Origin of the sequence: Pseudomonas sp. ATCC 13867 (assembly GCF_000349845.1) — a bacterium.
GTDB lineage: Bacteria > Pseudomonadota > Gammaproteobacteria > Pseudomonadales > Pseudomonadaceae > Pseudomonas.
Genome location: NC_020829.1, coordinates 2625529 through 2651838 on the forward strand (window position 1 = coordinate 2625529; position 26310 = coordinate 2651838).

General features: G+C 61.7%; 18 protein-coding genes, 2 tRNA genes, 2 rRNA genes and 2 pseudogenes. 20 read left to right on the top strand and 4 right to left on the bottom strand.

Going from position 1 to position 26310, the window contains the following annotated elements:
• The first annotated feature begins 4 nt into the window (after positions 1-4).
• Positions 5-3145 carry a CusA/CzcA family heavy metal efflux RND transporter gene (locus H681_RS11855; RefSeq protein WP_015477101.1) on the top strand — a complete coding sequence of 1047 codons (3141 nt, stop codon included), beginning with the start codon at positions 5-7 and terminating at the stop codon, positions 3143-3145.
• 915 nt (positions 3146-4060) lie between these two features.
• Here H681_RS11855 and H681_RS11860 read toward each other — a convergent pair.
• Positions 4061-5386, bottom strand: a complete 1326-nt coding sequence (locus tag H681_RS11860; RefSeq protein WP_015477102.1) for an OprD family porin — start codon at positions 5384-5386, stop codon at positions 4061-4063.
• A 455-nt stretch (positions 5387-5841) separates the two neighbouring features.
• On the opposite strand from H681_RS11860, the gene H681_RS11865 reads away from it, so the two are divergent.
• The 3 genes from H681_RS11865 (at position 5842) to H681_RS11875 (ending at position 7562) form a co-directional block, all read left to right on the top strand.
• The gene (locus H681_RS11865) at positions 5842-6186 is read left to right on the top strand and encodes a cupin domain-containing protein (protein WP_015477104.1); all 345 of its coding nucleotides are present in this window, start codon (positions 5842-5844) and stop codon (positions 6184-6186) included.
• A gap of 510 nt (positions 6187-6696) precedes the next feature.
• Positions 6697-7017, top strand: coding sequence for a DUF2388 domain-containing protein (locus H681_RS11870; protein WP_236620518.1), 321 nt, complete (start codon positions 6697-6699; stop codon positions 7015-7017).
• Between the two features lie 152 nt (positions 7018-7169).
• Positions 7170-7562: a GFA family protein gene (locus H681_RS11875; protein WP_015477106.1), complete on the top strand. Its 393-nt coding sequence runs from the start codon at positions 7170-7172 to the stop codon at positions 7560-7562.
• 54 nt (positions 7563-7616) lie between these two features.
• Here H681_RS11875 and H681_RS11880 read toward each other — a convergent pair whose 3' ends face one another.
• The gene (locus H681_RS11880) at positions 7617-8246 is read right to left on the bottom strand and encodes a helix-turn-helix transcriptional regulator (RefSeq protein ID WP_041711943.1); all 630 of its coding nucleotides are present in this window, start codon (positions 8244-8246) and stop codon (positions 7617-7619) included.
• Between the two features lie 15 nt (positions 8247-8261).
• A complete protein-coding gene (locus H681_RS11885) occupies positions 8262-8903 on the bottom strand; it encodes a hypothetical protein (RefSeq protein ID WP_041711944.1) in 642 nt (213 codons plus the stop codon).
• Between the two features lie 219 nt (positions 8904-9122).
• On the opposite strand from H681_RS11885, the gene H681_RS11890 reads away from it, so the two are divergent.
• From H681_RS11890 to H681_RS11925, 9 genes and pseudogenes are all read left to right on the top strand, one after another.
• Complete coding sequence (locus tag H681_RS11890) at positions 9123-9479, top strand: ArsR/SmtB family transcription factor (RefSeq protein ID WP_015477109.1); 357 nt, start codon at positions 9123-9125, stop codon at positions 9477-9479.
• Positions 9463-9945 (top strand): SRPBCC family protein, encoded by a 483-nt coding sequence (locus tag H681_RS11895; RefSeq protein WP_015477110.1) that lies wholly within the window; start codon positions 9463-9465, stop codon positions 9943-9945. The genes H681_RS11890 and H681_RS11895 overlap by 17 nt, the downstream gene beginning before the upstream one ends.
• 145 nt (positions 9946-10090) lie before the next feature.
• Positions 10091-10204: pseudogene (gene dkgB / locus H681_RS26370) on the top strand (2,5-didehydrogluconate reductase DkgB); the annotation flags it as partial.
• A gap of 317 nt (positions 10205-10521) precedes the next feature.
• The gene (locus H681_RS11900; protein WP_015477112.1) at positions 10522-11040 is read left to right on the top strand and encodes an Hcp family type VI secretion system effector; all 519 of its coding nucleotides are present in this window, start codon (positions 10522-10524) and stop codon (positions 11038-11040) included.
• 131 nt (positions 11041-11171) lie between these two features.
• Positions 11172-13223, top strand: a complete 2052-nt coding sequence (gene tssI / locus H681_RS11905) for a type VI secretion system Vgr family protein (RefSeq protein WP_015477113.1) — start codon at positions 11172-11174, stop codon at positions 13221-13223.
• A complete protein-coding gene (locus H681_RS11910; protein WP_177324583.1) occupies positions 13210-14112 on the top strand; it encodes a DUF4123 domain-containing protein in 903 nt (300 codons plus the stop codon). The genes tssI and H681_RS11910 overlap by 14 nt, the downstream gene beginning before the upstream one ends.
• Entirely contained in the window at positions 14109-17444 is a 3336-nt protein-coding gene (locus tag H681_RS11915; RefSeq protein ID WP_015477115.1) for a toxin VasX, read from the top strand. Before H681_RS11910 ends, H681_RS11915 begins: the two co-directional genes overlap by 4 nt.
• Before the next feature lie 3 nt (positions 17445-17447).
• The gene (locus tag H681_RS11920) at positions 17448-18551 is read left to right on the top strand and encodes a DUF6708 domain-containing protein (protein ID WP_015477116.1); all 1104 of its coding nucleotides are present in this window, start codon (positions 17448-17450) and stop codon (positions 18549-18551) included.
• 3 nt (positions 18552-18554) lie between these two features.
• Positions 18555-19655 carry a DUF6708 domain-containing protein gene (locus H681_RS11925; protein ID WP_080636217.1) on the top strand — a complete coding sequence of 367 codons (1101 nt, stop codon included), beginning with the start codon at positions 18555-18557 and terminating at the stop codon, positions 19653-19655.
• 103 nt (positions 19656-19758) lie between these two features.
• Here the strand turns inward: H681_RS11925 and H681_RS25790 are convergent.
• Positions 19759-20078, bottom strand: a pseudogene (locus tag H681_RS25790) (SDR family oxidoreductase); the annotation flags it as partial.
• On the opposite strand from H681_RS25790, the gene H681_RS11930 reads away from it, so the two are divergent.
• The 7 genes from H681_RS11930 to H681_RS11955 all read left to right on the top strand — a co-directional run bounded on the left by H681_RS11930 (position 20031) and on the right by H681_RS11955 (position 26201).
• Positions 20031-20357 (top strand): SRPBCC family protein, encoded by a 327-nt coding sequence (locus H681_RS11930; RefSeq protein WP_015477119.1) that lies wholly within the window; start codon positions 20031-20033, stop codon positions 20355-20357. The pseudogene H681_RS25790 and the gene H681_RS11930 overlap by 48 nt on opposite strands.
• A complete protein-coding gene (locus H681_RS11935) occupies positions 20357-20545 on the top strand; it encodes a hypothetical protein (RefSeq protein WP_015477120.1) in 189 nt (62 codons plus the stop codon). The genes H681_RS11930 and H681_RS11935 overlap by 1 nt, the downstream gene beginning before the upstream one ends.
• 173 nt (positions 20546-20718) lie before the next feature.
• A complete protein-coding gene (locus H681_RS26375) occupies positions 20719-20874 on the top strand; it encodes a hypothetical protein (protein WP_157883317.1) in 156 nt (51 codons plus the stop codon).
• A gap of 341 nt (positions 20875-21215) precedes the next feature.
• Positions 21216-22752 (top strand): 16S ribosomal RNA (locus tag H681_RS11940).
• Positions 22753-22903: 151 nt separating this feature from the next.
• Positions 22904-22980 (top strand) — tRNA-Ile (locus H681_RS11945).
• A 27-nt stretch (positions 22981-23007) separates the two neighbouring features.
• A tRNA-Ala gene (locus tag H681_RS11950) sits at positions 23008-23083 on the top strand.
• Positions 23084-23310: 227 nt separating this feature from the next.
• Positions 23311-26201 (top strand): 23S ribosomal RNA (locus H681_RS11955).
• Together the 16S and 23S rRNA genes with 2 tRNA genes alongside form the textbook arrangement of a ribosomal RNA operon.
• Positions 26202-26310 lie beyond the last annotated feature (109 nt).

Here is a 26310-nt window from a genome sequence, read left to right on the forward strand (position 1 = left end):
AGACATGTTCGAACGCATCATTCGTTTCGCCATCGAGCAGCGCTACCTGGTGCTGCTCGCCGTACTGGGCATGGCCGGCCTGGGCATCGCCAGCTACCAGAAGTTGCCCATCGACGCGGTGCCCGACATCACCAACGTGCAGGTGCAGGTCAACACCTCGGCGCCGGGCTTCACCCCGCTGGAAACCGAACAGCGCATCACCTACCCGGTGGAAACCGCGATGGCCGGGTTGCCCGGCCTGCAACAGAGCCGCTCGATCTCGCGTTCCGGGCTGTCCCAGGTAACGGTGATCTTCAAGGACGGCACCGACCTGTTCTTCGCCCGCCAACTGGTCAACGAGCGCCTGCAACAGGCCCGCGAGCAGCTGCCCGAAGGCGTGGAGTCCGCACTGGGGCCGATATCCACCGGCCTGGGGGAAATCTTCCTCTGGACCATCGAGGCCGAGGAGGGCGCGCGCAAGGAGGATGGCACGCCCTACACGCCGACCGACCTGCGGGTGATCCAGGACTGGGTGGTCAAGCCGCAACTGCGCAACGTACCCGGCGTGGCCGAGGTGAACACCATCGGCGGCTTCGCCAAGCAGTTCCAGGTGGCCCCTGACCCCCGCCGGCTGGCCGCCTACCGCCTGACCCTGGCGGACGTGCTGGCGGCGCTGGAGCGCAACAACGCCAACGTCGGCGCCGGCTACATCGAGCGCAACGGCGAGCAACTGCTGGTCCGCGCGCCGGGCCAGGTGGAGAACCTGGAGGACATCGCCAACATCGTGGTCGCCAACGTCGACGGCACGCCGATCCGCCTGCGCAATGTCGCCGAGGTGGAGCTGGGCCGCGAGCTGCGCACCGGCGCGGCCACCGAGAACGGCCGCGAGGTGGTACTCGGCACCGTGTTCATGCTGATCGGCGAGAACAGCCGCACCGTGGCCCGCGCCGCCGCCGCCAAACTGGAAGAGATCAACCGCACCCTGCCGGCGGGGGTGAAGGCGGTGACCGTCTACGACCGTACCCAACTGGTGGACAAGGCCATCGCCACCGTCAAGCGCAACCTTACCGAAGGCGCGATCCTGGTGGTCGCGATCCTCTTCCTGTTCCTGGGCAACATCCGTGCGGCGCTGATCACCGCGATGGTGATTCCGCTGGCGATGCTCTTCACCTTCACCGGCATGTTCAGCAACCGCATCAGCGCCAACCTGATGAGCCTGGGGGCGCTGGACTTCGGCATCATCGTCGATGGCGCCGTGGTGATCGTGGAGAACGCCATTCGCCGCCTGGCCCATGCGCAACGGCATCATGGCCGCTTGCTGACCCGTGGCGAGCGCCTGCATGAAGTCTTCGCCGCCTCGAAGGAAGCGCGCCGCGCGCTGATCTACGGGCAACTGATCATCATGGTGGTGTACCTGCCGATCTTCGCCCTCACCGGCGTCGAGGGGAAAATGTTCCACCCGATGGCCTTCACCGTGGTGCTGGCGCTGCTGGGCGCGATGATCCTCTCGGTGACCTTCGTGCCGGCGGCCATCGCGCTGTTCATCACCGGCAAGGTGAAGGAAGAGGACAACCTGCTGATGCGCGGCGCGCGGCGCGTCTACGAGCCGGTGCTGGACTGGGTGATGGCGCGGCGCGCCTGGGTGTTCGCCGGGGCCGCGCTGCTGGTGCTGTTGTCCGGGCTGCTGGGCAGTCGCATGGGCAGTGAGTTCGTACCCAGTCTGGGCGAGGGCGACTTCGCCTTGCAGTCGCTGCGCACGCCGGGCACCAGCCTGTCGCAATCGGTGGCCATGCAGGAGCGCCTGGAGCAGCAGGTGCTGGCCAAGGTGCCGGAGGCCGAGCGCATGTTCAGCCGAACCGGCACCGCGGAGATCGCCTCCGACCCGATGCCGCCGAACATTTCCGACGCCTACGTGATGCTCAAGCCCAAGGACCAGTGGCCCGATCCGAACAAGAGCCGCGCGCAGCTGGAGGCGGAAATCCAGGAGGCCGCCAACGGCGTGCCGGGCAGCGCCTACGAACTGTCGCAACCGATCCAGCTGCGCTTTAACGAGCTGATTTCCGGGGTGCGCAGCGACGTGGCGGTGAAGGTCTTCGGCGACGACATGGCGGTGCTCAACCAGACCGCCGAGCAGATCGCCGGGGTGCTGCGCCAGGTGCAGGGTTCCTCCGAGGTGAAGGTCGAGCAGACCAGCGGCCTGCCGGTGCTCACCGTCAACATCGACCGCCAGCGCGCCGCCCGCTACGGCCTCAACGTGGGCGACATCCAGGACACCGTGGCGGTGGCCGTGGGCGGTCGCCAGGCCGGCACGCTGTTCGAGGGCGACCGGCGCTTCGACCTGATCGTGCGCCTGCCGGAGAACCTGCGCAGCGACATCGACGCGCTGTCGCGCATGCTGATCCCGGTGCCGGCCCCGGCCGGCGCCGCCGATTCGCGCATCGGCTTCATCACCCTGGGCGAGGTGGCGCGCCTGGAGCTGCTCCAGGGGCCGAACCAGGTCAGCCGCGAGAACGGCAAGCGCCTGGTGGTGGTGAGCGCCAACGTGCGCGGGCGGGATATCGGCTCCTTCGTGGCGGAAGCCGGCCAGCGCATTGGCGAACGGGTGAAGTTGCAGGCGGGCTACTGGACCACCTGGGGTGGCCAGTTCGAACAGCTGCAATCGGCCGCCGAGCGCCTGCAGGTCGTGGTGCCGGTGGCGTTGCTGCTGGTGTTCACCCTGTTGATGATGATGTTCAACAACGTGCGTGACGGCCTGCTGGTGTTCACCGGGATTCCCTTCGCCCTCACCGGAGGCGTGGTGGCGCTGTGGCTGCGGGACATTCCACTGTCGATCTCCGCGGGCGTGGGCTTCATCGCGCTGTCCGGTGTGGCGGTGCTCAACGGCCTGGTGATGATCGCCTTCATCCGCAGCCTGCGGGAGGAGGGCCGCAGCCTCGACGTGGCGATCCGCGAGGGCGCGCTGACCCGGCTGCGCCCGGTGCTGATGACGGCGCTGGTGGCCTCGCTGGGCTTCGTACCGATGGCGCTCGCCACCGGCACCGGCGCGGAAGTGCAGCGTCCGCTGGCCACCGTGGTGATCGGCGGCATCCTCTCGTCCACCACCCTGACGCTGCTGGTGCTGCCCGCGCTGTATCGCTGGATGCACCGCAAGGATGAGGATGCGTAGAGCGTTTCGTCGCAGGGGGATAACGCTGCGCGTCATTCGTCCCGCGGTCCTGCGCCGCTGGCGGCTTTGCGTAGGAGCGAGCTTGCTCGCGAACAACCTCGCAGCGGGTTTTGTTCGCGAGCAAGCTCGCTCCTACAGGGTGTGTGGCGTTGAGCGCTGAGCAGGCCTGCGCCCGCGTTACCGCACGAACTGCGATGCCGTGCCCCCGGATGGGCACGGCATCGCAGTGGTTTGCCACGCTCCCGACGCCTGCTCCACCCCAGGCGCCGTCGGGCTGACCTGTCGGCCAGATCGCGGACGGAGTCCGCTTACGAGGGCGTGGCGAAGCCTCCTGACATCGTGAATTGGGCGAAATCTCTCCGGCAAACGCCATTGATCCCGTAGGAGCAACTGTTTTCTTGCGGGGTAACCCCTGCCCGTGCTTTCCCCTCACCCCAGTCGTCTCCCTCAGGGAGAGGGAGCCGTCCGCATCGGCTGACGCCTTGATTGCTTCCTGCGCCGAACGGTCCCCTCTAGAGGGTTAGGGTGAGGACTGATCCGAGCCTGGCGCTGTCCGCGATCAGCTTCCGCGCCAGGAGCATCGCGGGCGGAACCCGCTCCTACAGGGGCGAATGCGGTGACAGTGCCGCTACATCCCTTCATGGCTGAGCCTGGTGCCTTCGACGTTCCGCTTCCAACACCCACGGTGCCGCACGATCCCGGCGCAAAAAAAAGCGCCCGGACGGGCGCCAAGTGTTCCTCTCCCCCCAAAGGGGCACGTGGAGCGCCAGGGAGAGGAGCGGTATTGCGGGGAAAAACATCACCAGTGCCTTGGGGGCGGTGACGACTTCCGTTATACGCCGTGGTACCTAACGGGACGCTGAGCCGGAGCTGACAATTCCGACATCCGCCCGCCGAGCGCCACGGCGTATCGCCTTACAACACGTACAGCGGGTACTCGACGATCAGCCGCACCTCATCCAGGTCCGATTCGAACGCCGTGGCCCGGGTGGTGGCCTGGCGTACGCGCAGCGAGAGGTCTTTCAGACGGCCTTCCTGGAACACGTACTTGGCTTCGATGTCGCGCTCCCAGCGCTTCTGCTCGGTGAGTGGGTCGCCGTTGCCGTCGCGGCGCATGTACACGCTGTTGGCGTTGGAGTAATCGGCGTCGCTGCCACGCGCGTAGCGGGTCATGAAGCTCAGGCCGGGTACGCCGTAGGTGGCCATGTCGAGATCGTAGCGGACCATCCAGGATTGTTCCTTCGGCGAGTTGAAGTCGCTGTACTGGATGGAGTTGTCCAGGTAGATCGAGTCGGCCTGGCGCAGGTAGTCGAAGTCGTTGTCGCCGTTGTTGCGCTGGTAGCTCAGGGCGACGCGGTGCGCGCCGATATGTACGCCGGCGCTGGCGCTCCAGATGTTGGTGTCGAATTCGCCGAGCAGTTCACGGCCTTCGTCCACCGACTTGTAGTAGTTGAAACCGCCGAACAGTTCCACCGCCTCGCTCAGCGGGAAGTTCAGCGCGGTACCGAAGTAGTACTGGTTCCAGGCGTCCTTCAGGCGGCTGCTGTAGAGGCTGACACTGGCGTTGTCGTTGATGCTGTAGTCGCCGCCGCCGTAGGCGATCCACGGCGAGTCCACGGGGCCGGCGTAGAAGGTTTCGAAGCCGTCGTCCATCTGCCGCGACTGCGGCTGGCTCATCGAGTGCAGGCGGCCGCCTTGCAGGGTCAGGCCCTCCAGGCTGGTGTTCTGCAGGGTGAGGCCACGGAAACTCTCCGGCAGCAAGCGCGAGTCGCCGTAGTGCACCACGGGAGTCTCGGGGAATACGTCGCCGATCTTCAGGACCGTATCCCACAAGCGCACCTTGGCGGCGCCGCCGGCCTTGGCGTAATCGCTCTCGGTGCGGTCGTCGTTGTCGGTGGGCAGCATGTCCACCGAGCCGCCGGCACCGTTGCGGCCGTCGCCGGTATCCAGCTGGAAGCCGAGCATGGCGAAGGCGTCCACGCCCACGCCCACCGTACCCTGGGTGAAGCCGGATTCGAACTTGCCGATGATCCCGTGTGCCCAGACTTCCGAGTAACCGTTGCCGCGCGGCGACACGGACTGGCCGTGGCGGGCGTCGCGGTTGAAGTAGAAGTTACGGTTGAGGATTTCCAGGCTGGCGCCTTCGAGGAAGCCTTCGGGCTTCTCCTCGGCCAGTGCGGCCGGCGAGGCGACGCCCAAGGCCAGCAGCGAGGCCGCCAGGGGGAGTTTGCGTCGATACATGGTGTGCTCCTAAGGGCAGGATGGTCGGTTACCGCCTGCTGTTGTTGTTTTCGCCCAGGCGTGGCGAGGGCCACGAAAATCGTGAAGGAGCACGGATAACGGCTGGATGAGGCGAAGGTGACAAATCTGTCAGGTAGGGGCGGGCGGCCCTCCTTGCGGGCGCGGAAGGCGTGGGCGTCGGCCCGAGCCGCCTCAGCCTGGCGCTGGGACGCCAGGACCAATGGAGTGGTTGCACCCCGGTTGTCCGCCGCTGCAAAACGTTCCCGTCCGAGCTCCTGCGCTTCATCGGCGGCTCCCTGGTGCGCAAGGCCTATCTGATCCTGGGCTGAGCGCTCCCGCCCGGTAACGCCGACCCTTCGTCGTCGCGGGCGACCCGTCGCCGCCTTGAAGCGCAAAGCGGGGCTTCACTGAAAGGACAGCCCCCAGGGTTTTGTCGCTACGGTGAGGACATCGCGATGAGCAACGAACAGGTGGCGCCCGAAACGCGCGGTGTAACGGTGGAGTTGCTGACAACGGTCGACCTTGGCCCGGAGATCGAGGGCATGGCCGGGCGGCAGCTCAGGATGCGCAAGGTGACCTTCGAACCGGGCGGCGTCTTCGGGCCGCTGCATGACCACAAGGACAGGCCCGGCACCGTCTTCATCCTGCAGGGCCGCATCACCGATCACCGCAACGGCGTTGCCACGGACTACGGGCCGGGCGTGGGCTGGCCGGAGGACAGGAACACCACGCACTGGCTCGAAAACCGGGGGACGGTTGCGGCGGTGGAGATCTCGGTGGATATCGTCAGGCTGAGGTGAGGTCCGGCTGCCGCCAGGAACGCTGCGGTGGACGGCCGCCCGTCGACTCAGGGGGGCGCGAACCCCCAATGCCGCGGCGCAGACGCGAAACCGGCCGCAGAGACGAGTGACGGGCAGCGCCGAACGAGGAACCTAGTCCATCTGGACGAGGCGCGGCCCCGCGCCTTTTCCTTAGTCTCGAATGTGCATTCTGCGCAGCCTACGTCCTGCTGTGGGTCCATCCAGTACCGGCGACGCTGGCCAGTACCGTCCATTGCAATGTCAACCACCCGAGCTGCTACGTGCCGGTCCCCGCCATTGGCAGGCTGATGCCGTAGCGGCTGGCAACGCGTGCCTGGCCAACGCAACTCGCATGCGGGGCGCATCTCGATACCTGCGCGGTTCGGTGAGGGCGTCGTGGTTTCAGGCGGGTGATCGGCCTCGCGGATTGCGATTGGCGGGCCGCCGGCATTCTTTACGGGGCCGTCCTGAGGTAAAAGGGACGACATCGTTTTCGCCGGAACCCCTGCCTTGAATCGAGCAAGCATCCTGTTGGGCACCATCTTCCTGCTGGCCGTCATCGGCCCGGCGAGCGGCATGGACGGACGGGGCAATTCCAGCGATCACTTCACCATCGCCACCAGCCTTGGCACCGCCGCCGCCAGCGAGTCCACCAGCCATTCCGTACGAACCTACAAGGCCGCCCACAACGACGCCCTGGCATTCGTCGCCTCCGACGGTGCCATCCACGGTGCGCAACTGGAGCAGGCGCTGCGTGAATACCGGCAGGAATATCCGCGCTCCACGCTGGACGATGGGGAGCTGGCCCAGGCGATTGCCAGCCAGCGCTGATCCACACGCCGCCGGCCCGGACGGCGGAGCCCGGCCATCCGGGCACTCGCCGAACTGCTATGTTCAGCAGCACTGGCAAGGCGCCGGCGCGAGGGGCGTCGATGCCCGTGAACGTGGCGTGACCAGGCGCCGGCGATCAGAGGAGGTGCCGCATGGAACGATTCACCGGGGGTTGCCTGTGCGGCAGCGTCCGCATTGTGGCGTCGGGCCGTCCGTTCCGGGTCGGCCTGTGCCACTGCCTGGATTGCCGCAAGCACCACGGAGCGCTGTTTCACGCTTCCGCGGTGTTCCCCCAGGAGGCGGTGACGGTCGACGGTGAAACACACGAGTACGCCGGGCGGTATTTCTGTCCGCGCTGTGGTTCGTCGGTCTTCTCGCGCAGCGCGGATGAGATTGAGGTGAACCTCGGCTCCCTGGATGCGCCGGACCAGTTGAAACCCACCTACGAGCTCTGGACTCTCCGCCGCGAGTCCTGGCTGCCGCCGTTTCCGCTCGCGCGGCGATACGCGCGCGATCGTGAAGGCACGGGGCGTGCCGAGGAGTAGGTGGGCGCGGGGCCGTTCCTGCCCACCTGGAACCCTGTAAGGCGCTGTCGGACTTCAGGCGGAGTCGTCGTCCGCCGTCCGTCGCAGGTGGAAGCGGCAGACCTGTCCGCCACGGTGCATGCATTCGAGGTGTTCGACGGGGTGGCCGCCGAGGGTGCCGATCAGCGCCAGGTCGAGTTCGCAGACTTCGGGATAGAGGTCGGCCAGGTGGTGGAACACGCAGTTGTGCGCGACGATCTCCAGCTCGCCGGAGCTGCGGGCGATGATCTGCGCTTCGTAGCCCGTCTCGTTGAGGTGTTCGGCGATGCGCGGCTCCGCCACCGGCGAGGCTTCCAGTTCGGTGGCCAGGCGGTTGCCGAGCTTGCGCATCATCCGCATCAGGGTGTCGTGCCCGAGGAGCTCCGCGATCTCGCCGATCAGCAGGTCGGCGAGCAACTGGTATTGGCGGGGAAACAGCTCCCGGCCCTGGGCGCTCAGCAGGTACAGCTGTTCCGGCCGGCGCCCGGTCGGGCGAGTGGGGCCGCGCACGACCAGGGCGTCGCGCTCCAGCGCCGCCAGGTGCTGGCGCACGGCCGTACGGGTGACCGCCAGTTGCTCGGCCAACTCGTCGATGCTCATGCCGCCCGCCCGGTAAAGCAGGGCGGCGAGCAGGTCTTGCTGGGTGCGACCCATTCCTTGAAGCATTCGTTGACCTCGCGTTCAGAACTTGTCCGGGAACTGCTTGACCAGGGCGGCGCTCAAGGCGTCGGCGAGCATCAGGATATGCTGCCGCATGGCCTGCCAGGTCTTGGCTTCGCCAGCGTAGTCATGGGCGCCGAGTTGGTCGATCTGCGCAATGTGCTGGGCACCGTGGGTGCTGAGCATGGCCACCAGGTCCTTCTCGGGCAGATTGGGGTTGGCCGAGGCGAGGAACTTGGCGATGGCGCCGGCATTGCCGGTCAGGTCGCCGACGGCGGCCTTGCGGCCCGCGGCGTCCTTCGCGACGCTGGCGTCGCTGTAGTGCTTCACGGCGATCCAGTGTCCGGCCAGCAGCTTGAGCAACTGATCGGCGGCGGGCTGGCCATAGAGCGGGGCGATGGCGTTGGCGATGGTCGTGGCGTTGGCCACCACCTGGTCGGCGGCTACCTTGGCCTGGGCCTTGTCGCCGTTCTGGTTGGCCTGGACGTAGTCGCGAATCCAGAAGATGTGTTCCTGCCACAGGCCGCGCAGGGCCAGGCGGTTGTCCAGGGCCGCGGCGGACGTCGCCGACATGCCGTTGTGGGTGGAGGGCGCGATGACGGCGAATGCCGGGGTGCAGAGCATGGTGACGAGCACGAGGAGTATCGATGATCCGATTTTCATGGCGGTAGCCTCTGGTGGTCGGTGACACTGCTATATCAATTTAGGCATATAAAAATGCCGTAATTGATATATCCGACAAAAGGCGTGGCCCATATGAGAAAAGCGGAGATCGCACCCTGCGCCTGGGAGCGAGCACCAGGCGTGGGGCGGAGGTCCTGATTGTCCCGTTGCCCGCAGAAAGTGCTTGGCAACGTCCATCATGGGTCTATTGTTAGCCACATGGCTAACAATGAAGCGGCAATCAGCGACGTGTTCCAGGCGCTGGCGGACCCCACCCGCTGCGCCATCATCGGCGCGCTCGGTTTCGGCGCGCAGTCGGTGTCGATGCTGGCGGCGCCGTTCGACATGGCGCTGCCATCCTTCATGAAGCACCTGACGGTGCTCGAACGCAGCGGACTCATCCGCAGCCACAAGAGCGGCCGGACCCGTACCTGCGAACTGGTGCCGCAGCGCCTGGCGCAGGCCGAGCAGTGGATCGCCGAGCAGCGCGCCCTGTGGGAGGCCCGCTCGGACCGCATGGCCGGATTCGTCGAACAACTCCACCAACAGGAGCAGGACCATGACCCCGAATGCTGACCGCGCCGACTCGCGCGACCTGATCATCACCCGCGTGCTCGATGCCCCGCGCAGTGCCCTGTGGCGCGCCTGGTCGGAGCCCGAACTGCTCCGACAATGGTGGTGCCCCAAGCCCTGGACCACCGAAGTGCTGGCGTTCGAGCTCAAGCCCGGCGGTGCCTTCCACACCCTGATGAAAGGGCCGGACGGCGGCGTCAGCGACAACCCTGGCAGCTTCCTCGACGTGGTGCCCGGCGAGCGCCTGGTGTTCACCTCGATGCTCACCGGCGGCTGGCGGCCGAACACGCCCTGGATAGGCTTCACCGCGATCATCACGATGACCGACGAAGGCACCGGCTGCCGCTATACCGCCCAGGTGATGCACCCCGACGACGCCGCTCGGGCACAGCACGAAGAGCTCGGCTTCTTCGACGGCTGGAATACCGTCATCACCCAGCTCGAAGCCTTTGCCACCACGCTGGGGTGAGCGGCATTGCGCTCGGCTCACATGCGGGCAGTCCATTCATGATTTGAAGTCAAAAGGCATTGCCGTGCCGGCGCCTTAATCGTGGAAAGCGAAGCCGGCACACTGGGCTCCATTGGAACCGATCAACCTTCCTGGAGCCCCAAACATGAGCATTCCTTCCTTCGGCCTCGGCACTTTCCGTCTGACCGGCCAGGCCGTCATCGATTCGGTACGCACCGCGCTCAAGCTGGGCTACCGCACCCTCGACACCGCGCAGATCTGTCGCCGTGGAAGTCGACGGGCTGGCGTGCAAGTTCTTGCCACCTGAAATTGAAAAAAAACATCGGGGAAATCGCTGGAGGCCAGGGGTAATGCGGTGTTCGGGAACATGTGCAAGATTTGGACATTGGTGTGCAAGTTCCTGCATGGATTTCCGGGTTTTCGTTCGGAAACTACCAGCGAAGAACGCCGCGGGAATAGCGGAGCCCTAGTCCTGCAACGGGTTGAAGGTTTCTGGCACGCGACTTGTTAAGGGTCTTCCGCCCGGAGGGATATGAGCCTTGGGGCAACCCCAACTATCGTGCAAGGAGCACCTTCATGCCAACACCCGCGTATCTGTCCCTCGAAGGCACCAAGCAAGGCCTGATCACCGCCGGCACCTTCACCGAGGACTCGGTCGGCAACATCTTCCAGGAAGGTCACGAAGACCAGATTCTGGTTCAGGCCTTCAACCACCAGGTCATCATCCCGCGTGATCCGCAGTCCGGCCAGCCGACCGGTCAGCGCGTGCACAAGCCGCTGATGATCACCAAGGTCTTCGACAAGTCCTCGCCGCTGATCTTCAACGCCCTGACCTCCGGCGAGCGTCTGAACAAGTGCCGCCTGGAGTGGTACCGCACTTCCTCCACCGGTACCCAGGAGCACTACTTCACCATCGAGCTGGAAGACGCGGTGATCGTCGACGTGCAGTCGCGCATGCCGAACTGCCAGGACCCGAACATGGCGCACTTCACTCACCTGGAAGACGTCTACTTCACCTACCGCAAGATCGTCTGGACCCACGAAGTCTCCGGCACCTCCGGCTCCGACGACTGGCGCACCCCGATCTCTGCCTGATCCGCAGTAATCGACGTCCCATGCATCGGCCAGGCTTTCCTGGCCGGTGCTCTTTACCGGCCCGCGTTACCGGCATGCCCCCGCCAGGATGGCTGCTCGGATGACCGGCCACCTGCGCAGAGGAACAGCGGATGTTCGCCCCGGCCAACCAGACTCATTTCAGCCTGAGCATCGAAGACGCCAGCAGCGATCTGCAGGTGCTCGAGTTCACCGGGCGAGAGACCCTGAACCAGCCCTTTCACTTCGAACTCGAACTGGTCAGCGACAACCCCGCGCTGGAGCTGGAAAGCCTGCTGCACAAGGCCGCCTACCTGGCCATCGGGCAGGATGGAGCCGGCATTCATGGCCAGGTCTACCGGGTCGCCCAGGGCGAGTCCGGCAAGCGCCTGACCCGCTACCAGGTCAGCCTGGTGCCGCGCCTGGCCTACCTGGCCCATCGCTTCAACCAGCGGATATTCCAGCAACTGAGCGTGCCGCAGATCATCGGCAAGGTACTGGAAGAGCATGGCATCCTCGCCGACGCCTATCGCTTCCAGCTCGGCCCGACCGTCTATCCCAAGCGTGACTATTGCACGCAGTACGACGAGTCCGACCTGCACTTCATTCAGCGCCTGTGCGAAGAGGAGGGCATTCACTACCACTTCGAGCACAGCGCCCAGCAGCACTTGCTGGTCTTCGGCGACGACCAGACCTGCTTCCCGAAACTGGCGTCACTGGCCTACCAGCAGGATTCCGGCCTGGTGGCCGACGTACCGGTGGTCCGCCGCTTCGGCCAACGCCTGGAAACCCGCACCAGCCGCACGACCCGCCGCGACTACCATTTCGAGAAGCCTCGGCTCGACCTCGAAAGCGCCGCCCGCAGCGACGTCAAGCCGGACCTCGAAGACTACGACTACCCCGGCCGCTTCACCGACCGCGAGCGCGGCAAGCACCTCAGCCAGCGCGCGCTGGAGCGCCACCGCAGCGACTTCGTCCTCTGCGAAGGGCGCAGTGACCAGCCCAGCCTGCGCAGCGGGCATTTCCTCTCGTTGACCGGGCACCCGCGCGCCGACTGGAACGACCTCTGGCTGCTCACCGAAATCCACCACGAAGGCAAGCAGCCCCAGGTGCTGGAAGAATCCATCAGCAGTGACACCACCGAGCTCAAGGACGACTTCCATCAGGGCTATCGCAACCGTTTCGCCGCCACGCCTTGGAACGTGCCCTATCGCCCGCCGCTGGAGCATCCGAAGCCGCGCATCCTCGGCAGCCAGAGCGCCGTAGTGACCGGTCCCGCCGGGGAGGAAATTCATTGCGACCCGTACGGCCGGGTCAAGGTGCAGTTCTTCTGGGACCGCGAGGGCCAGGCCGACGACAAGACCAGTTGCTGGCTGCGTGTCGCCTCCAGTTGGGCCGGCAAGCAGTTCGGCGCCATCGCCATTCCGCGCGTGGGCATGGAGGTGCTGGTCAGTTTCCTCGAGGGTGACCCGGACCAGCCGCTGGTATCCGGCTGCCTCTACCATGCCGAGAATCAGGTGCCGTACGAGCTGCCGGCGAACAAGACCCGCAGCCTGTTCAAGACCAACAGCTACCCTGGCGGCGATGGTTTCAACGAACTGCGTATCGAGGACCGCAAGGGCCAGGAGCAGATATTCGTCCACGCCCAGCGCGACTGGGACGAGAACATCGAGTACGACCAGCGCATCCGCATCGGCCACGAACGCCACGACACCGTCGAGGCGAACACCTACAGCGAGTTCAGGGCCGAGGAGCACCACACCACCCACGGCGACCGCAAGGTCGAACTGCGCAGCGACGACCACCTCACCGTCGGTAACAACCAGCACCTCAAGATCGGCACCGGCCAGTTCGTCGAGGCCGGCCAGGAGATTCATCTGTCCGGCGGCCTGAAAGTGGTGATGGAAGCGGGCAGCGAACTGACGCTCAAGGCCGGTGGCAGCTTCGTCAAGCTGGATGCCGGCGGCATCACGCTCAGCGGTGCCACGGTGAAGGTGAACAGTGGCGGAAGCCCTGGGACGGGAACGCCGGCGGAGCCTTTGTTACCGGGGCCGTTACGGCAAGCTGATGCGGATAAACCGGGCGAGATCCTGTTGCCGGCGCAGCGCCAGGCCCTGATGCAGAAGAAACCGCTCTGCGCGATCTGTGAGGCGGCAAAGCAGGAGGCTGCGAGTGAGTCCGCATGACACTGCGATGTTCCCGTCGTTACCTGCGAATCTGCCCTGGGGGCAGGTGGCGGCACTGTTGCTCGACGGGGTAACTGTCGAGTCGTTGTTGCCAAAGCTATATGAGTGGTCGAGTTCGCCCACGGTGTGGCCGTTATATATGCACACTCGCTGGAAAGATCTTATCGATCTGTCTCCGTGTCTCATTCGCTTGAGGGGCCCTGACGACCCCATTCTGCTTCGCTTCCTGAATAACGCCCCGCAGGAGTGGGGATATCTCATTTTTAGCGACCTCGATTGGCCCTCGCTAACCGCCCGGATGAGCTGGCTTGCCAGTGTTCGTCATCCAACCGGGGAAGAAGCGCTACTGCGATTGGCCGATCCGGCCGTGGCCCACGCATTGGCCGGTGTCGCTGAGCGCAATCGCGATCCAGACTGGTTCGGTCCGTGCAGCACTCTGGTCATACCTGACGAACGAAGCGATTGCTGGCACCTGCATCGCCGACCAGGCCCCTGGACCTCGGTGCCCCCACCCCGAGTCCCCTATCAGCTTGGCGACGCCCAGATCGCCAGCCTGGAAGAGGTTAGCTTTCGCGCAACGGTCAAGGAACTCGATGAGCACATGCGACAGTTCTTTCCCGGCTATGCGGCCGGCCTGCCCCGATCCGAGCGTTGGCTTCATCTGAACTCATTGACATCGGCGGCCTACGAGTCGGGTTTCTGCTCGCCTCATGACATCACCCTGTACGCCAACATTCACGGTTTCCTGGGACCCCAGGCTCTGGATGATCACCCCGACATCCGAGAGCTTCTGGCAGAAACCGCCAACCAGAATCCGAGCCAGCGGCTCGAAACGGCGGCTCATCGAGCGATGGAGCGTGCTGCCAGCTTATCCGGGAGGCAAGGATGACTCTGTCCAGCCAGAACCCCAACCAGGTCAGCAAGAGCCGGGTGGATGCCAAATCGGTAGTGGGTGTCTGCCCGCTGATGAATCTCAAGGTGCAACTGCTGCCGTTGCGCTACGGCGTCGTGGAGCGCCTCGATCCCTCTGCTCAGATGGCCATGCCTTTCCAGTTGAAGTCGCGTCCTCTCGGCATTCGACTGATGCGCGACGGTTGGCTCTACGTCGTCGCCGACAAGAAGCCGAAGCCGATACTGCACGAGTACCGCGTGTCGAAGGGCGTGATCACTCAACTGCTGTGGAACAAGTCCGAGCTCGCGGCGAATAAGCGTGAAAGCAGCGTTGGAGAGGCAAGCCTGGTATTTTCCCGGGCTGACAAGCTGTACGTAGGGTATTCGGAGGTGCAGTGGACCGCTGCCAAATGCCGGCAGGTGCTGCAAAGCTCGAAAGAGCGACAGCACTTCATGCAAGCGGTGGATTTACTGGGCGTTGACTGCGAGAAAGGTGGCGCCAGCCTGCTCACGAACCAGCAAGCAGCAGCTTGGCTGGCAGAGGTTGCGGAGCAGCCCAGCAAGATAAAGCCGCCAGTGGGCGCGCTGCCGGAGGAAAGCAAGGATTACCTCTGGGAGCAGGAAGCCTTGTTTCGCAGGACGCAGTTTGGCGAACTGGAGAAGCAACTGAAGCCGCAATACCAGCATGATCACCTTTATCTGGTGGTGCGTGACGACCTCGGCGTACTGCGCGACCTGGCCCAGCACCAGGAGCTGATCACCGGCTGGATTCACAACTGGAGCAACGATGAAGAGGCGCAGAAACGCTACATCATCGGCAGCTATATCCAGTCGCTCTACACCGTGACTGGCGACGGCATCCTTCAGGCTGCGCGGCAGGACCCCCGCTTTGCCGCACTCGAGCGCGATACCGACGAGGTGCAGCGGCAAAGCATCGGCGACTACATCAACACCAAGTATCAAACCGACTGGAAGGGGACTGGTACTCACAGTGGCGCCATTGCCGCCGCCAGAATGCGTATGCGCCAGAGCCTGGGCGAAAGTCTCTACAAGAAATACGCGGACCTGATCGAAAGCCTCGACGACAACACCGACGATGCGCTGGATGGCGCCAAGCTGGGGCAGCGGGGCATCGATGACCTGGTCGACCGTCCGGCGATGGAAGCCTACGTCAAACGGCAAGCCGCCAACCTGCAGCGCTGGAACGCAAGCCTGGACCTCATCACCGACGATCGTGTTGCCTTGGTGAGCGCCGAACGTTTCCACCGCGCTGCCTGGTATTTCGACCCCAGCTACGGCAATCAGATGGAGGCGGCGCTGGCGACCGAGTACGCCTGTCTTCGCGATATCTGCCGTACCGACAAGGCCAGTGAAGCCATTGCCAAGCTGTTGGATGAGCAACCAGGCTTCAGCGTGCCGACCTTCTTTACCCTCAGCCATGCGGACCAGGTGGATGTCCAGGGCAAACTGGCGGGCATGGTGAAAGCCGCCCGCGATACCCTGATGCGCAATAAGGACTACCAGGGGCTGAACGAGACTGCTGTGAAGTGCAACAGCCTCCTGAGTACGCAGCTTCCGCACGCATTCGAGATGAGCCCGGATCGCATCACCCTCGACCAGGTCCGCGGTACTGCCTACGAGCCCGCTCGCCAATTGCGTCTGGCCAACGCGATGGACGAAGCCATGCGCGCCCTGCAGGCGGGCAAGCCGCTGGACCCGGCTCAGGTGCTTCGGCATTTGCCGCGTAGCAGCTGGCTCGGACTGCTACGGGTTGCGGGGCAGGGTGGCGTGACATTGGAGTTCGCCTCGCCGAATCAGGTGCGCACCTTCAGTGCGGACCTCGATGCCCTGCTGGAGCTGAAGCGGCAACGCCGTGAGCTGAAGAAGCAAATACGCCAGGCACTGGGACGTGAACGGACTGGCCGGGCACCCAAGGGCAGTCACCGCACGTTGGTGGCCCAGCGTACCGCTCTGCAACAACCCTTGGCCGCCTTGGAAGCTCGCGTAGCGCTGCATTACAGCCCGGTCGGTGAGGGGCCGGGGAAGGTGGGCATGCGGGTAAAGGGCCTGAACAGCGCTCAGGTCGCCGAATTCCAGCGCATGAGCGAGGACTTCCGCCTCAAGCGGCCCTTCAAGGGACTGGGTGGTGAGGTGTTCAAGTCGGTTGGGGGCGATTTGTTCGCCTCGGCGGTGGCGATGATGCAGGTGTGGAACTTTGCGACAGTGTATGTAGAAGTTAGCCGGAAGGCTAATCGAGATATGCAAGATCGGTTAGCCGTAGCTAATGCTTTCTCAGGTATGGTGGGCGCTGTGGCGGCTGCCTTACAGGGTATTGCCATTACCACCTTAAGCGCGGCTTTGAGTAACTACGGGAGTGTGGCGGGGAAAGTCAGGATCGCTGCGTCTTTGGGGAAGCTGACTGGCAGTTTGGGAGCTGCGGCATACCTATTTAGCTTCGCTAACAATGGTATCAGTCTGAATTGCACTTCCAACAAATGGATAGAGGCCCTGCGGACTGGCAATACTGGGCAACTGACCGGTGCCAGCCTGCAACTGGCCGGCGATGCGGGACAGGTTGGGCTCAATGGTTGGGCTACTGTCCGAACCGGCGGGACCATCTTCAAGGTCCTTACCGACACCACTCAGGCTCGTGCGATGGCTTGGGCCGCCAGTTCGGCTCGACTACTGAGCATCGCCGCCCGCGCCAATCTGATCGGCCTAGGCCTGACCGCGCTGCAACTGGGTGGCGAGTGGCTGTACAACCGCAACACCCTCTCGCAACTGGACCAGTGGCTGCTGCATGGGCCCTGGGGGCGGGAAGATGCCGGGAACAGCCTGCGCATCGAGCGCCTGCGCCTGGCGCTGATCACCGGCTCGCCCCAGGCGCGCCTGGCCAACCTGGACGGCAGGCCCCATGTGCAACTGCTCATCCCCGGCATCACCGCCCGTGAACTGGATGACAGCGGCCTGGGCCTGGCGGCCTACTGGCGCACCGATGCCGTGCGCAATGACTGGGAGGCCTGGACCGACCCGCTGCTGTACCAATTGCGCCTGCTCAGCGCCCCCGATGAATCGCTCAGCCTTGGCCTGGAGCTGTTCGCCCTGGAAACCAATGCCCAGCGTGGTCTGGCCCTGACCCTCCACGCACCGCTGGTGCCAGGGGAAACCACCATGCAGGAAATGCATTTCGAGACCCTAACCCTCAACGTGCAGGACGGCAAAGCCATCGACAAGGTCAGGCTGCTGCGTGTGCGTAGTCCCACCGTCACGCCGCTGCCTGTTACCCTCGACCGCCTACACCTGCCCGACGACACCCCCTTGCCCGGATAAGCTATGTTCAAGAAGAAACCGTCCCCCCAACAGGAAGACGAACTGGACCTGAAGAACCAGCGCCCCCGCGCGGGCGAGCTGCGCCGCTTTCCCACCGGCGAGGCGCTGTTCTTCTCGCCGCTGCCGGCGCCGACCGGCGCCACGCCGATGGACCTGGGCGGCAATTTTCTGGCGGTCAACGAGGTCTTTCTGGATGTGGGGACCAGCAATTACAACAAGGCTTTCCAGGCTCAGTTGGCGGTTTGGGGGGTGATGTGCTTGTGGATTGGGTTCTGGGTGATGCTTCCATTGATTATGGGCTCAATGGCAATTAACGATCCTTATGGCAGAACATTTTGGGGCAATGTATTGGAGGGGCTACCTGTATTTGGTGTTATTGGATTGTGCTCGGGAGGTGCTGCTGCTCTGCTCGGGCTCTATTCCGTTATTGGTAGCACCCGCCAAAAGGCCCGCGTCCGCCCCCTGCGCTTCAACCGCCAGCGGCGCGAAGTCTGCTACCTGCCCGAAGGCTCCGACACACCGATCATCCAGCCTTGGGAAGACCTGGTGGCCTGGATGTCGGTCAGTACCGGCTATACCGGCGCGGCGGTGATGTCGACCTACACCTTCGGCCTGGCGGTGGACAATCCCGTTACCGATCGCGTGCACTTCCTCACCCACGGCGTGCTCACGCCTGCCCACGCGTTGGGCAAGTGGGAGGCCATCCGCTGCTTCATGGAGAAGGGCCCGGAGCATTGCCCCGGCGTGGCGCCCTATGAAAGCCGCGCCACCTTCGACCAGTTGCGCGCCGATCTGCATCAGGACTATCGCGATGGCTATGTCTCGGCGCTCAAGGTGTTCTGGTTCTACCTGGCCAATGTGGTGACCTGGTGGAAGTTCCCCTACTGGGTGGCTGAGTGGGATCACCGCTACAGCATGAAATCCATGCCCACCAGCGTGGAGGAATGGTCCCGCCCGTTACCTGCCGCACAATGGGCCAAACCCAGCGCCGAACTGCTCAAGCAGAACGCCGCGCTGGCAAAGAGTTATGCCCAGGGCAAGAGTTTCACGGATCACTTCAATGCCGAGTTCGGAAAGGCCAGCACGGCCGAGGCGCTATCCGAATAAGCCATGTTCAAGAAGAAACCGTCTCCTCAGCAGGAAGACGAACTGGACCTGAAGAACCAGCGCCCCCGCGCGGGCGAGCTGCGCCGCTTTCCCACCGGCGAGGCGCTGTTCTTCTCGCCGCTGCCGGCGCCGACCGGCGCCACGCCGATGGACCTGGGCGGCAATTTTCTGGCGGTCAACGAGGTCTTTCTGGATGTGGGGACCAGCAATTACAACAAGGCTTTCCAGGCTCAGATGGCTGTCTGGACTGTGATGTTTATATGGATAAGCTGCTGGATAGTGTTCCCGCTGATTCTCGGGTTAGCCACTCTTGGTAATGAATTTACGACTTTCTGGGGCAATATTTTGCTAGGTCTGCCCGTTTATGGCCTAGTTGGTTTGTGGGGGGGAGGAGCCCTTGGCGCCTTGATGACTTACGCAGTTATCAGTAGCACCCGCCAAAAAGCCCGCGTCCGCCCCCTGCGCTTCAACCGCCAGCGGCGCGAAGTCTGCTACCTGCCCGAAGGCTCCGACACACCGATCATCCAGCCCTGGGAAGACCTGGTGGCCTGGATGTCGGTCAGCACCGGCTATACCGGCGCGGCGGTGATGTCGACCTACACCTTCGGCCTGGCGGTGGACAATCCCGTCACCGATCGCGTGCACTTCCTCACCCACGGCGTGCTCACGCCTGCCCACGCGTTGGGCAAGTGGGAGGCCATCCGCTGCTTCATGGAAAAGGGCCCGGAGCATTGCCCCGGCGTGGCGCCCTATGAAAGCCGCGCCACCTTCGACCAGTTGCGCGCCGATCTGCATCAGGACTATCGCGATGGCTATGTCTCGGCGCTCAAGGTGTTCTGGTTCTACCTGGCCAATGTGGTGACCTGGTGGAAGTTCCCCTACTGGGTGGCTGAGTGGGATCACCGCTACAGCATGAAATCCATGCCCACCAGCGTGGAGGAATGGTCCCGCCCGTTACCTGCCGCACAATGGGCCAAACCCAGCGCCGAATTGCTCAAGCAGAACGCCGCGCTGGCAAAGAGTTATGCCCAGGGCAAGAACTTCACGGATCACTTCAACACCGAGTTCAACCAGGCCAAGACGGCCGAGACGCCATTCGGCTGATCGCCGATAACCTCAGTGCGCTTCACACCCCACAATTTGTTGATGCCTTATAACGCCAAAGCCCCGGCCAGAAGGCAGGGGCTTGGTTCATCGTGGCAGCGATTCAGATCGCCAGGCTATCTACCACGCCCCCATCCACTCGCAGCGCGGCGCCAGTGGTAGCGGAGGAGTAGGGCGAAGCGACGTAGGTCACCAGGGCCGCCACTTCGTCGACTTCGGCCAGGCGCTGGATGATCGAGCTGGGGCGTTCGCGGCGCACGATGGCATCCGCTTCCTCGCGCGGGGGCGGCCGGACTGGCGTATGGCGTTGGCCACCAGGTTCGCCACGCCTTCGGTGAAGGTCGGGCCGGGGCGAATGCCCCAGGAGCACTCATCATGGCCAAGGCCACTGCATTCATCGACCTTCACACCGACGCCGACAAGGTCTGGCAACTGATCGGCGGTTTCGACGCGCTGCCCGACTGGCTGCCGTTCATCCCGCAGAGCACCCTCAGCGAAGGTGGCCGGGGCCGTACCCTGAAGAGCGTCGATGGCGACACCATCATCGAGCGCCTGCTCGACTTCAACGAAGCCGGCTGCAGCTACACCATCCTCCTGGGACCGGCGCCGATGCGCGACTACCAGTCGACCGAGCTTCCTCGCCGATACCGGGGGGCGAGTCAGCGGAGGGCGACGCCGAGCCAGGCCAGGCGCCAGCGCTGATGCGCCAGTTGCGGGAACTGCTGCTGCGCAGTGATACCCGCGCCGAGGAGGTCATCGGCCAACTCTGTAGCCTCTACCTGGACCGCGAGGAGGTATCCATCCTGCGGGAGCTGGCCTCGGCGATCAAAGAGTTCGACTACGACCTGGCATTGCAGCGGCTCGGACAGATTCCCCAGGAGACCCGGTAGTCCCCGGGTGAACGTCACCGAGCAACGACGATGCCGAACGGGCCAGACGCGACAGAAGAAGCTCGTCGTCACGCCGAACCTGTTCGCCTCCGTATATAAAGAGGGGAAGGGGGCAAAGCGGTTTTGTCATCTTTCTGCAAAAAGTCGTTGACGGGTCGTTTCAAGTCCCTATAATGCGCACCACTCCCAGCGACGAAGCGCTGAAAGAGCTTGAAAATCAAGCACTTACAATTGCTCTAGTTGAGGGTGGTGGTCAGGCAAGTGAGTCACTTGCCGCTTTCAGCTTGTCGCTCCGGCAGCGGTTGAAAGAAGATCATCGAGGTGCTTGACAGCGAGTTTGATCGCTGTAGAATGCGCCTCCCGCTGATGCGAAGGTTTCCTTCGCAGAAGTACAAGCGATTGAGTAGAAAAGAAATTTTCGAAAAATAAAGCTTGACGGAAAGAGAGGTTAGCGTAGAATGCGCGCCTCGGTTGAGACGAAAGCCTTGACCAACTGCTCTTTAACAAGTCGAATCAAGCAATTCGTGTGGGTGCTTGTGATGTAAGACTGATGATCGACTGATTATCAGCAGCGCAAGTAACACTCGTGAATTCGAGAGTTTTAGCTCATTAAATTGAGCATGCGATTGCTGAGCCAAGTTTAGGGTTTTCGCAAAACCCAAGCAGTATTGAACTGAAGAGTTTGATCATGGCTCAGATTGAACGCTGGCGGCAGGCCTAACACATGCAAGTCGAGCGGATGAAGGGAGCTTGCTCCCGGATTCAGCGGCGGACGGGTGAGTAATGCCTAGGAATCTGCCTGGTAGTGGGGGACAACGTTTCGAAAGGAACGCTAATACCGCATACGTCCTACGGGAGAAAGCAGGGGACCTTCGGGCCTTGCGCTATCAGATGAGCCTAGGTCGGATTAGCTAGTTGGTGGGGTAAAGGCCTACCAAGGCGACGATCCGTAACTGGTCTGAGAGGATGATCAGTCACACTGGAACTGAGACACGGTCCAGACTCCTACGGGAGGCAGCAGTGGGGAATATTGGACAATGGGCGAAAGCCTGATCCAGCCATGCCGCGTGTGTGAAGAAGGTCTTCGGATTGTAAAGCACTTTAAGTTGGGAGGAAGGGCAGTAAGTTAATACCTTGCTGTTTTGACGTTACCAACAGAATAAGCACCGGCTAACTTCGTGCCAGCAGCCGCGGTAATACGAAGGGTGCAAGCGTTAATCGGAATTACTGGGCGTAAAGCGCGCGTAGGTGGTTTGGTAAGATGGATGTGAAATCCCCGGGCTCAACCTGGGAACTGCATCCATAACTGCCTGACTAGAGTACGGTAGAGGGTGGTGGAATTTCCTGTGTAGCGGTGAAATGCGTAGATATAGGAAGGAACACCAGTGGCGAAGGCGACCACCTGGACTGATACTGACACTGAGGTGCGAAAGCGTGGGGAGCAAACAGGATTAGATACCCTGGTAGTCCACGCCGTAAACGATGTCGACTAGCCGTTGGGATCCTTGAGATCTTAGTGGCGCAGCTAACGCGATAAGTCGACCGCCTGGGGAGTACGGCCGCAAGGTTAAAACTCAAATGAATTGACGGGGGCCCGCACAAGCGGTGGAGCATGTGGTTTAATTCGAAGCAACGCGAAGAACCTTACCTGGCCTTGACATGTCCGGAATCCTGCAGAGATGCGGGAGTGCCTTCGGGAATCGGAACACAGGTGCTGCATGGCTGTCGTCAGCTCGTGTCGTGAGATGTTGGGTTAAGTCCCGTAACGAGCGCAACCCTTGTCCTTAGTTACCAGCACGTTATGGTGGGCACTCTAAGGAGACTGCCGGTGACAAACCGGAGGAAGGTGGGGATGACGTCAAGTCATCATGGCCCTTACGGCCAGGGCTACACACGTGCTACAATGGTCGGTACAGAGGGTTGCCAAGCCGCGAGGTGGAGCTAATCCCATAAAACCGATCGTAGTCCGGATCGCAGTCTGCAACTCGACTGCGTGAAGTCGGAATCGCTAGTAATCGTGAATCAGAATGTCACGGTGAATACGTTCCCGGGCCTTGTACACACCGCCCGTCACACCATGGGAGTGGGTTGCTCCAGAAGTAGCTAGTCTAACCGCAAGGGGGACGGTTACCACGGAGTGATTCATGACTGGGGTGAAGTCGTAACAAGGTAGCCGTAGGGGAACCTGCGGCTGGATCACCTCCTTAATCGAAGATCTCAGCTTCTTCATAAGCTCCCACACGAATTGCTTGATTCACTGGTTAGACGATAGGTTTGCTGCTCGGTTGGTTTGAGCGCGCCCCCGGCTCTTGGATAGAGAGCGGGTGAGGTCGACAAGCTGCCAAAGCCCGAACGATTGGGTCTGTAGCTCAGTTGGTTAGAGCGCACCCCTGATAAGGGTGAGGTCGGCAGTTCGAATCTGCCCAGACCCACCAATTGTTGTGGTGTGCTGCTGATCCGATGGGGCCATAGCTCAGCTGGGAGAGCGCCTGCTTTGCACGCAGGAGGTCAGGAGTTCGATCCTCCTTGGCTCCACCATTAATCGTCGAAAGCTCAGACAGGAATGTTCGGTGAACGAACCTTGCTGTCTGGTCTTTGTGCCAGAACCGTTCTTTAAAAATTTGGGTATGTGATAGAAGTAGACTGAATAATCTCTTTCACTGGTGATTATTCAAGTCAAGGTAAAATTTGCGAGTTCAAGCGCGAATTTTCGGCGAATGTCGTCTTCACGTTCGAGACAATAACCAGATTGCTTGGGGTTATATGGTCAAGTGAAGAAGCGCATACGGTGGATGCCTTGGCAGTCAGAGGCGATGAAAGACGTGGTAGCCTGCGATAAGCTTCGGGGAGTCGGCAAACAGACTTTGATCCGGAGATCTCTGAATGGGGAAACCCACCTAGGATAACCTAGGTATCTTGTACTGAATCCATAGGTGCAAGAGGCGAACCAGGGGAACTGAAACATCTAAGTACCCTGAGGAAAAGAAATCAACCGAGATTCCCTTAGTAGTGGCGAGCGAACGGGGACTAGCCCTTAAGCTTCTTTGAATCTAACAGAACGCTCTGGAAAGTGCGGCCATAGTGGGTGATAGCCCCGTATGTGAAAGGTTCTTTGAAGTGAAATCGAGTAGGACGGAGCACGAGAAACTTTGTCTGAATATGGGGGGACCATCCTCCAAGGCTAAATACTACTGACTGACCGATAGTGAACCAGTACCGTGAGGGAAAGGCGAAAAGAACCCCGGAGAGGGGAGTGAAATAGAACCTGAAACCGTATGCGTACAAGCAGTGGGAGCCTACTTGTTAGGTGACTGCGTACCTTTTGTATAATGGGTCAGCGACTTATATTCAGTGGCGAGCTTAACCGAATAGGGAAGGCGTAGCGAAAGCGAGTCTTAATAGGGCGAATTAGTCGCTGGGTATAGACCCGAAACCGGGCGATCTATCCATGAGCAGGTTGAAGGTTAGGTAACACTGACTGGAGGACCGAACCCACTTCCGTTGAAAAGGCAGGGGATGACTTGTGGATCGGAGTGAAAGGCTAATCAAGCTCGGAGATAGCTGGTTCTCCTCGAAAGCTATTTAGGTAGCGCCTCACGTATCACTCCAGGGGGTAGAGCACTGTTTCGGCTAGGGGGTCATCCCGACTTACCAAACCGATGCAAACTCCGAATACCTGGAAGTGTCAGCGTGGGAGACACACGGCGGGTGCTAACGTCCGTCGTGAAAAGGGAAACAACCCAGACCGTCAGCTAAGGTCCCAAAGTTATGGTTAAGTGGTAAACGATGTGGGAAGGCTTAGACAGCTAGGAGGTTGGCTTAGAAGCAGCCACCCTTTAAAGAAAGCGTAATAGCTCACTAGTCGAGTCGGCCTGCGCGGAAGATGTAACGGGGCTCAAACCATACACCGAAGCTACGGGTGCATCGCAAGATGCGCGGTAGAGGAGCGTTCTGTAAGCCTGTGAAGGTGAGTTGAGAAGCTTGCTGGAGGTATCAGAAGTGCGAATGCTGACATGAGTAACGACAATGGGAGTGAAAAACTCCCACGCCGAAAGACCAAGGGTTCCTGCGCAACGTTAATCGACGCAGGGTTAGTCGGTCCCTAAGGCGAGGCTGAAGAGCGTAGTCGATGGGAAACAGGTTAATATTCCTGTACTTCTAGTTACTGCGATGGAGGGACGGAGAAGGCTAGGCCAGCTTGGCGTTGGTTGTCCAAGTTTAAGGTGGTAGGCCGAACACTTAGGCAAATCCGGGTGTTCAAGGCCGAGAGCTGATGACGAGCTTTCTTTTAGAGAGCGAAGTGGTTGATGCCATGCTTCCAGGAAAAGCTTCTAAGCTTCAGGTAACTAGGAACCGTACCCCAAACCGACACAGGTGGTTGGGTAGAGAATACCAAGGCGCTTGAGAGAACTCGGGTGAAGGAACTAGGCAAAATGGCACCGTAACTTCGGGAGAAGGTGCGCCGATGAGGGTGAAGCATTTACTGCGTAAGCCCATGTCGGTCGAAGATACCAGGCCGCTGCGACTGTTTATTAAAAACACAGCACTCTGCAAACACGAAAGTGGACGTATAGGGTGTGACGCCTGCCCGGTGCCGGAAGGTTAATTGATGGGGTTAGCGAAAGCGAAGCTCTTGATCGAAGCCCCGGTAAACGGCGGCCGTAACTATAACGGTCCTAAGGTAGCGAAATTCCTTGTCGGGTAAGTTCCGACCTGCACGAATGGCGTAACGATGGCGGCGCTGTCTCCACCCGAGACTCAGTGAAATTGAAATCGCTGTGAAGATGCAGTGTATCCGCGGCTAGACGGAAAGACCCCGTGAACCTTTACTGTAGCTTTGCACTGGACTTTGAGCCTGCTTGTGTAGGATAGGTGGGAGGCTTTGAAGCGTGGACGCCAGTCTGCGTGGAGCCATCCTTGAAATACCACCCTGGCATGCTTGAGGTTCTAACTCTGGTCCGTCATCCGGATCGAGGACAGTGTATGGTGGGCAGTTTGACTGGGGCGGTCTCCTCCTAAAGAGTAACGGAGGAGTACGAAGGTGCGCTCAGACCGGTCGGAAATCGGTCGCAGAGTATAAAGGCAAAAGCGCGCTTGACTGCGAGACAGACACGTCGAGCAGGTACGAAAGTAGGTCTTAGTGATCCGGTGGTTCTGTATGGAAGGGCCATCGCTCAACGGATAAAAGGTACTCCGGGGATAACAGGCTGATACCGCCCAAGAGTTCATATCGACGGCGGTGTTTGGCACCTCGATGTCGGCTCATCACATCCTGGGGCTGAAGCCGGTCCCAAGGGTATGGCTGTTCGCCATTTAAAGTGGTACGCGAGCTGGGTTTAGAACGTCGTGAGACAGTTCGGTCCCTATCTGCCGTGGACGTTTGAGATTTGAGAGGGGCTGCTCCTAGTACGAGAGGACCGGAGTGGACGAACCTCTGGTGTTCCGGTTGTCACGCCAGTGGCATTGCCGGGTAGCTATGTTCGGAATAGATAACCGCTGAAAGCATCTAAGCGGGAAACTAGCCTCAAGATGAGATCTCACTGGGACCTTGAGTCCCCTGAAGGGCCGTCGAAGACTACGACGTTGATAGGTCGGGTGTGTAAGCGCTGTGAGGCGTTGAGCTAACCGATACTAATTGCCCGTGAGGCTTGACCATATAACACCCAAACAATTTGCGTGTTGTACGGTGAAGACGTAACGAACCGAAAGTTCGTGAGAACCGCAAATTACCTGTCACATACCCGAATCGGGATGAGCGTGTGCGC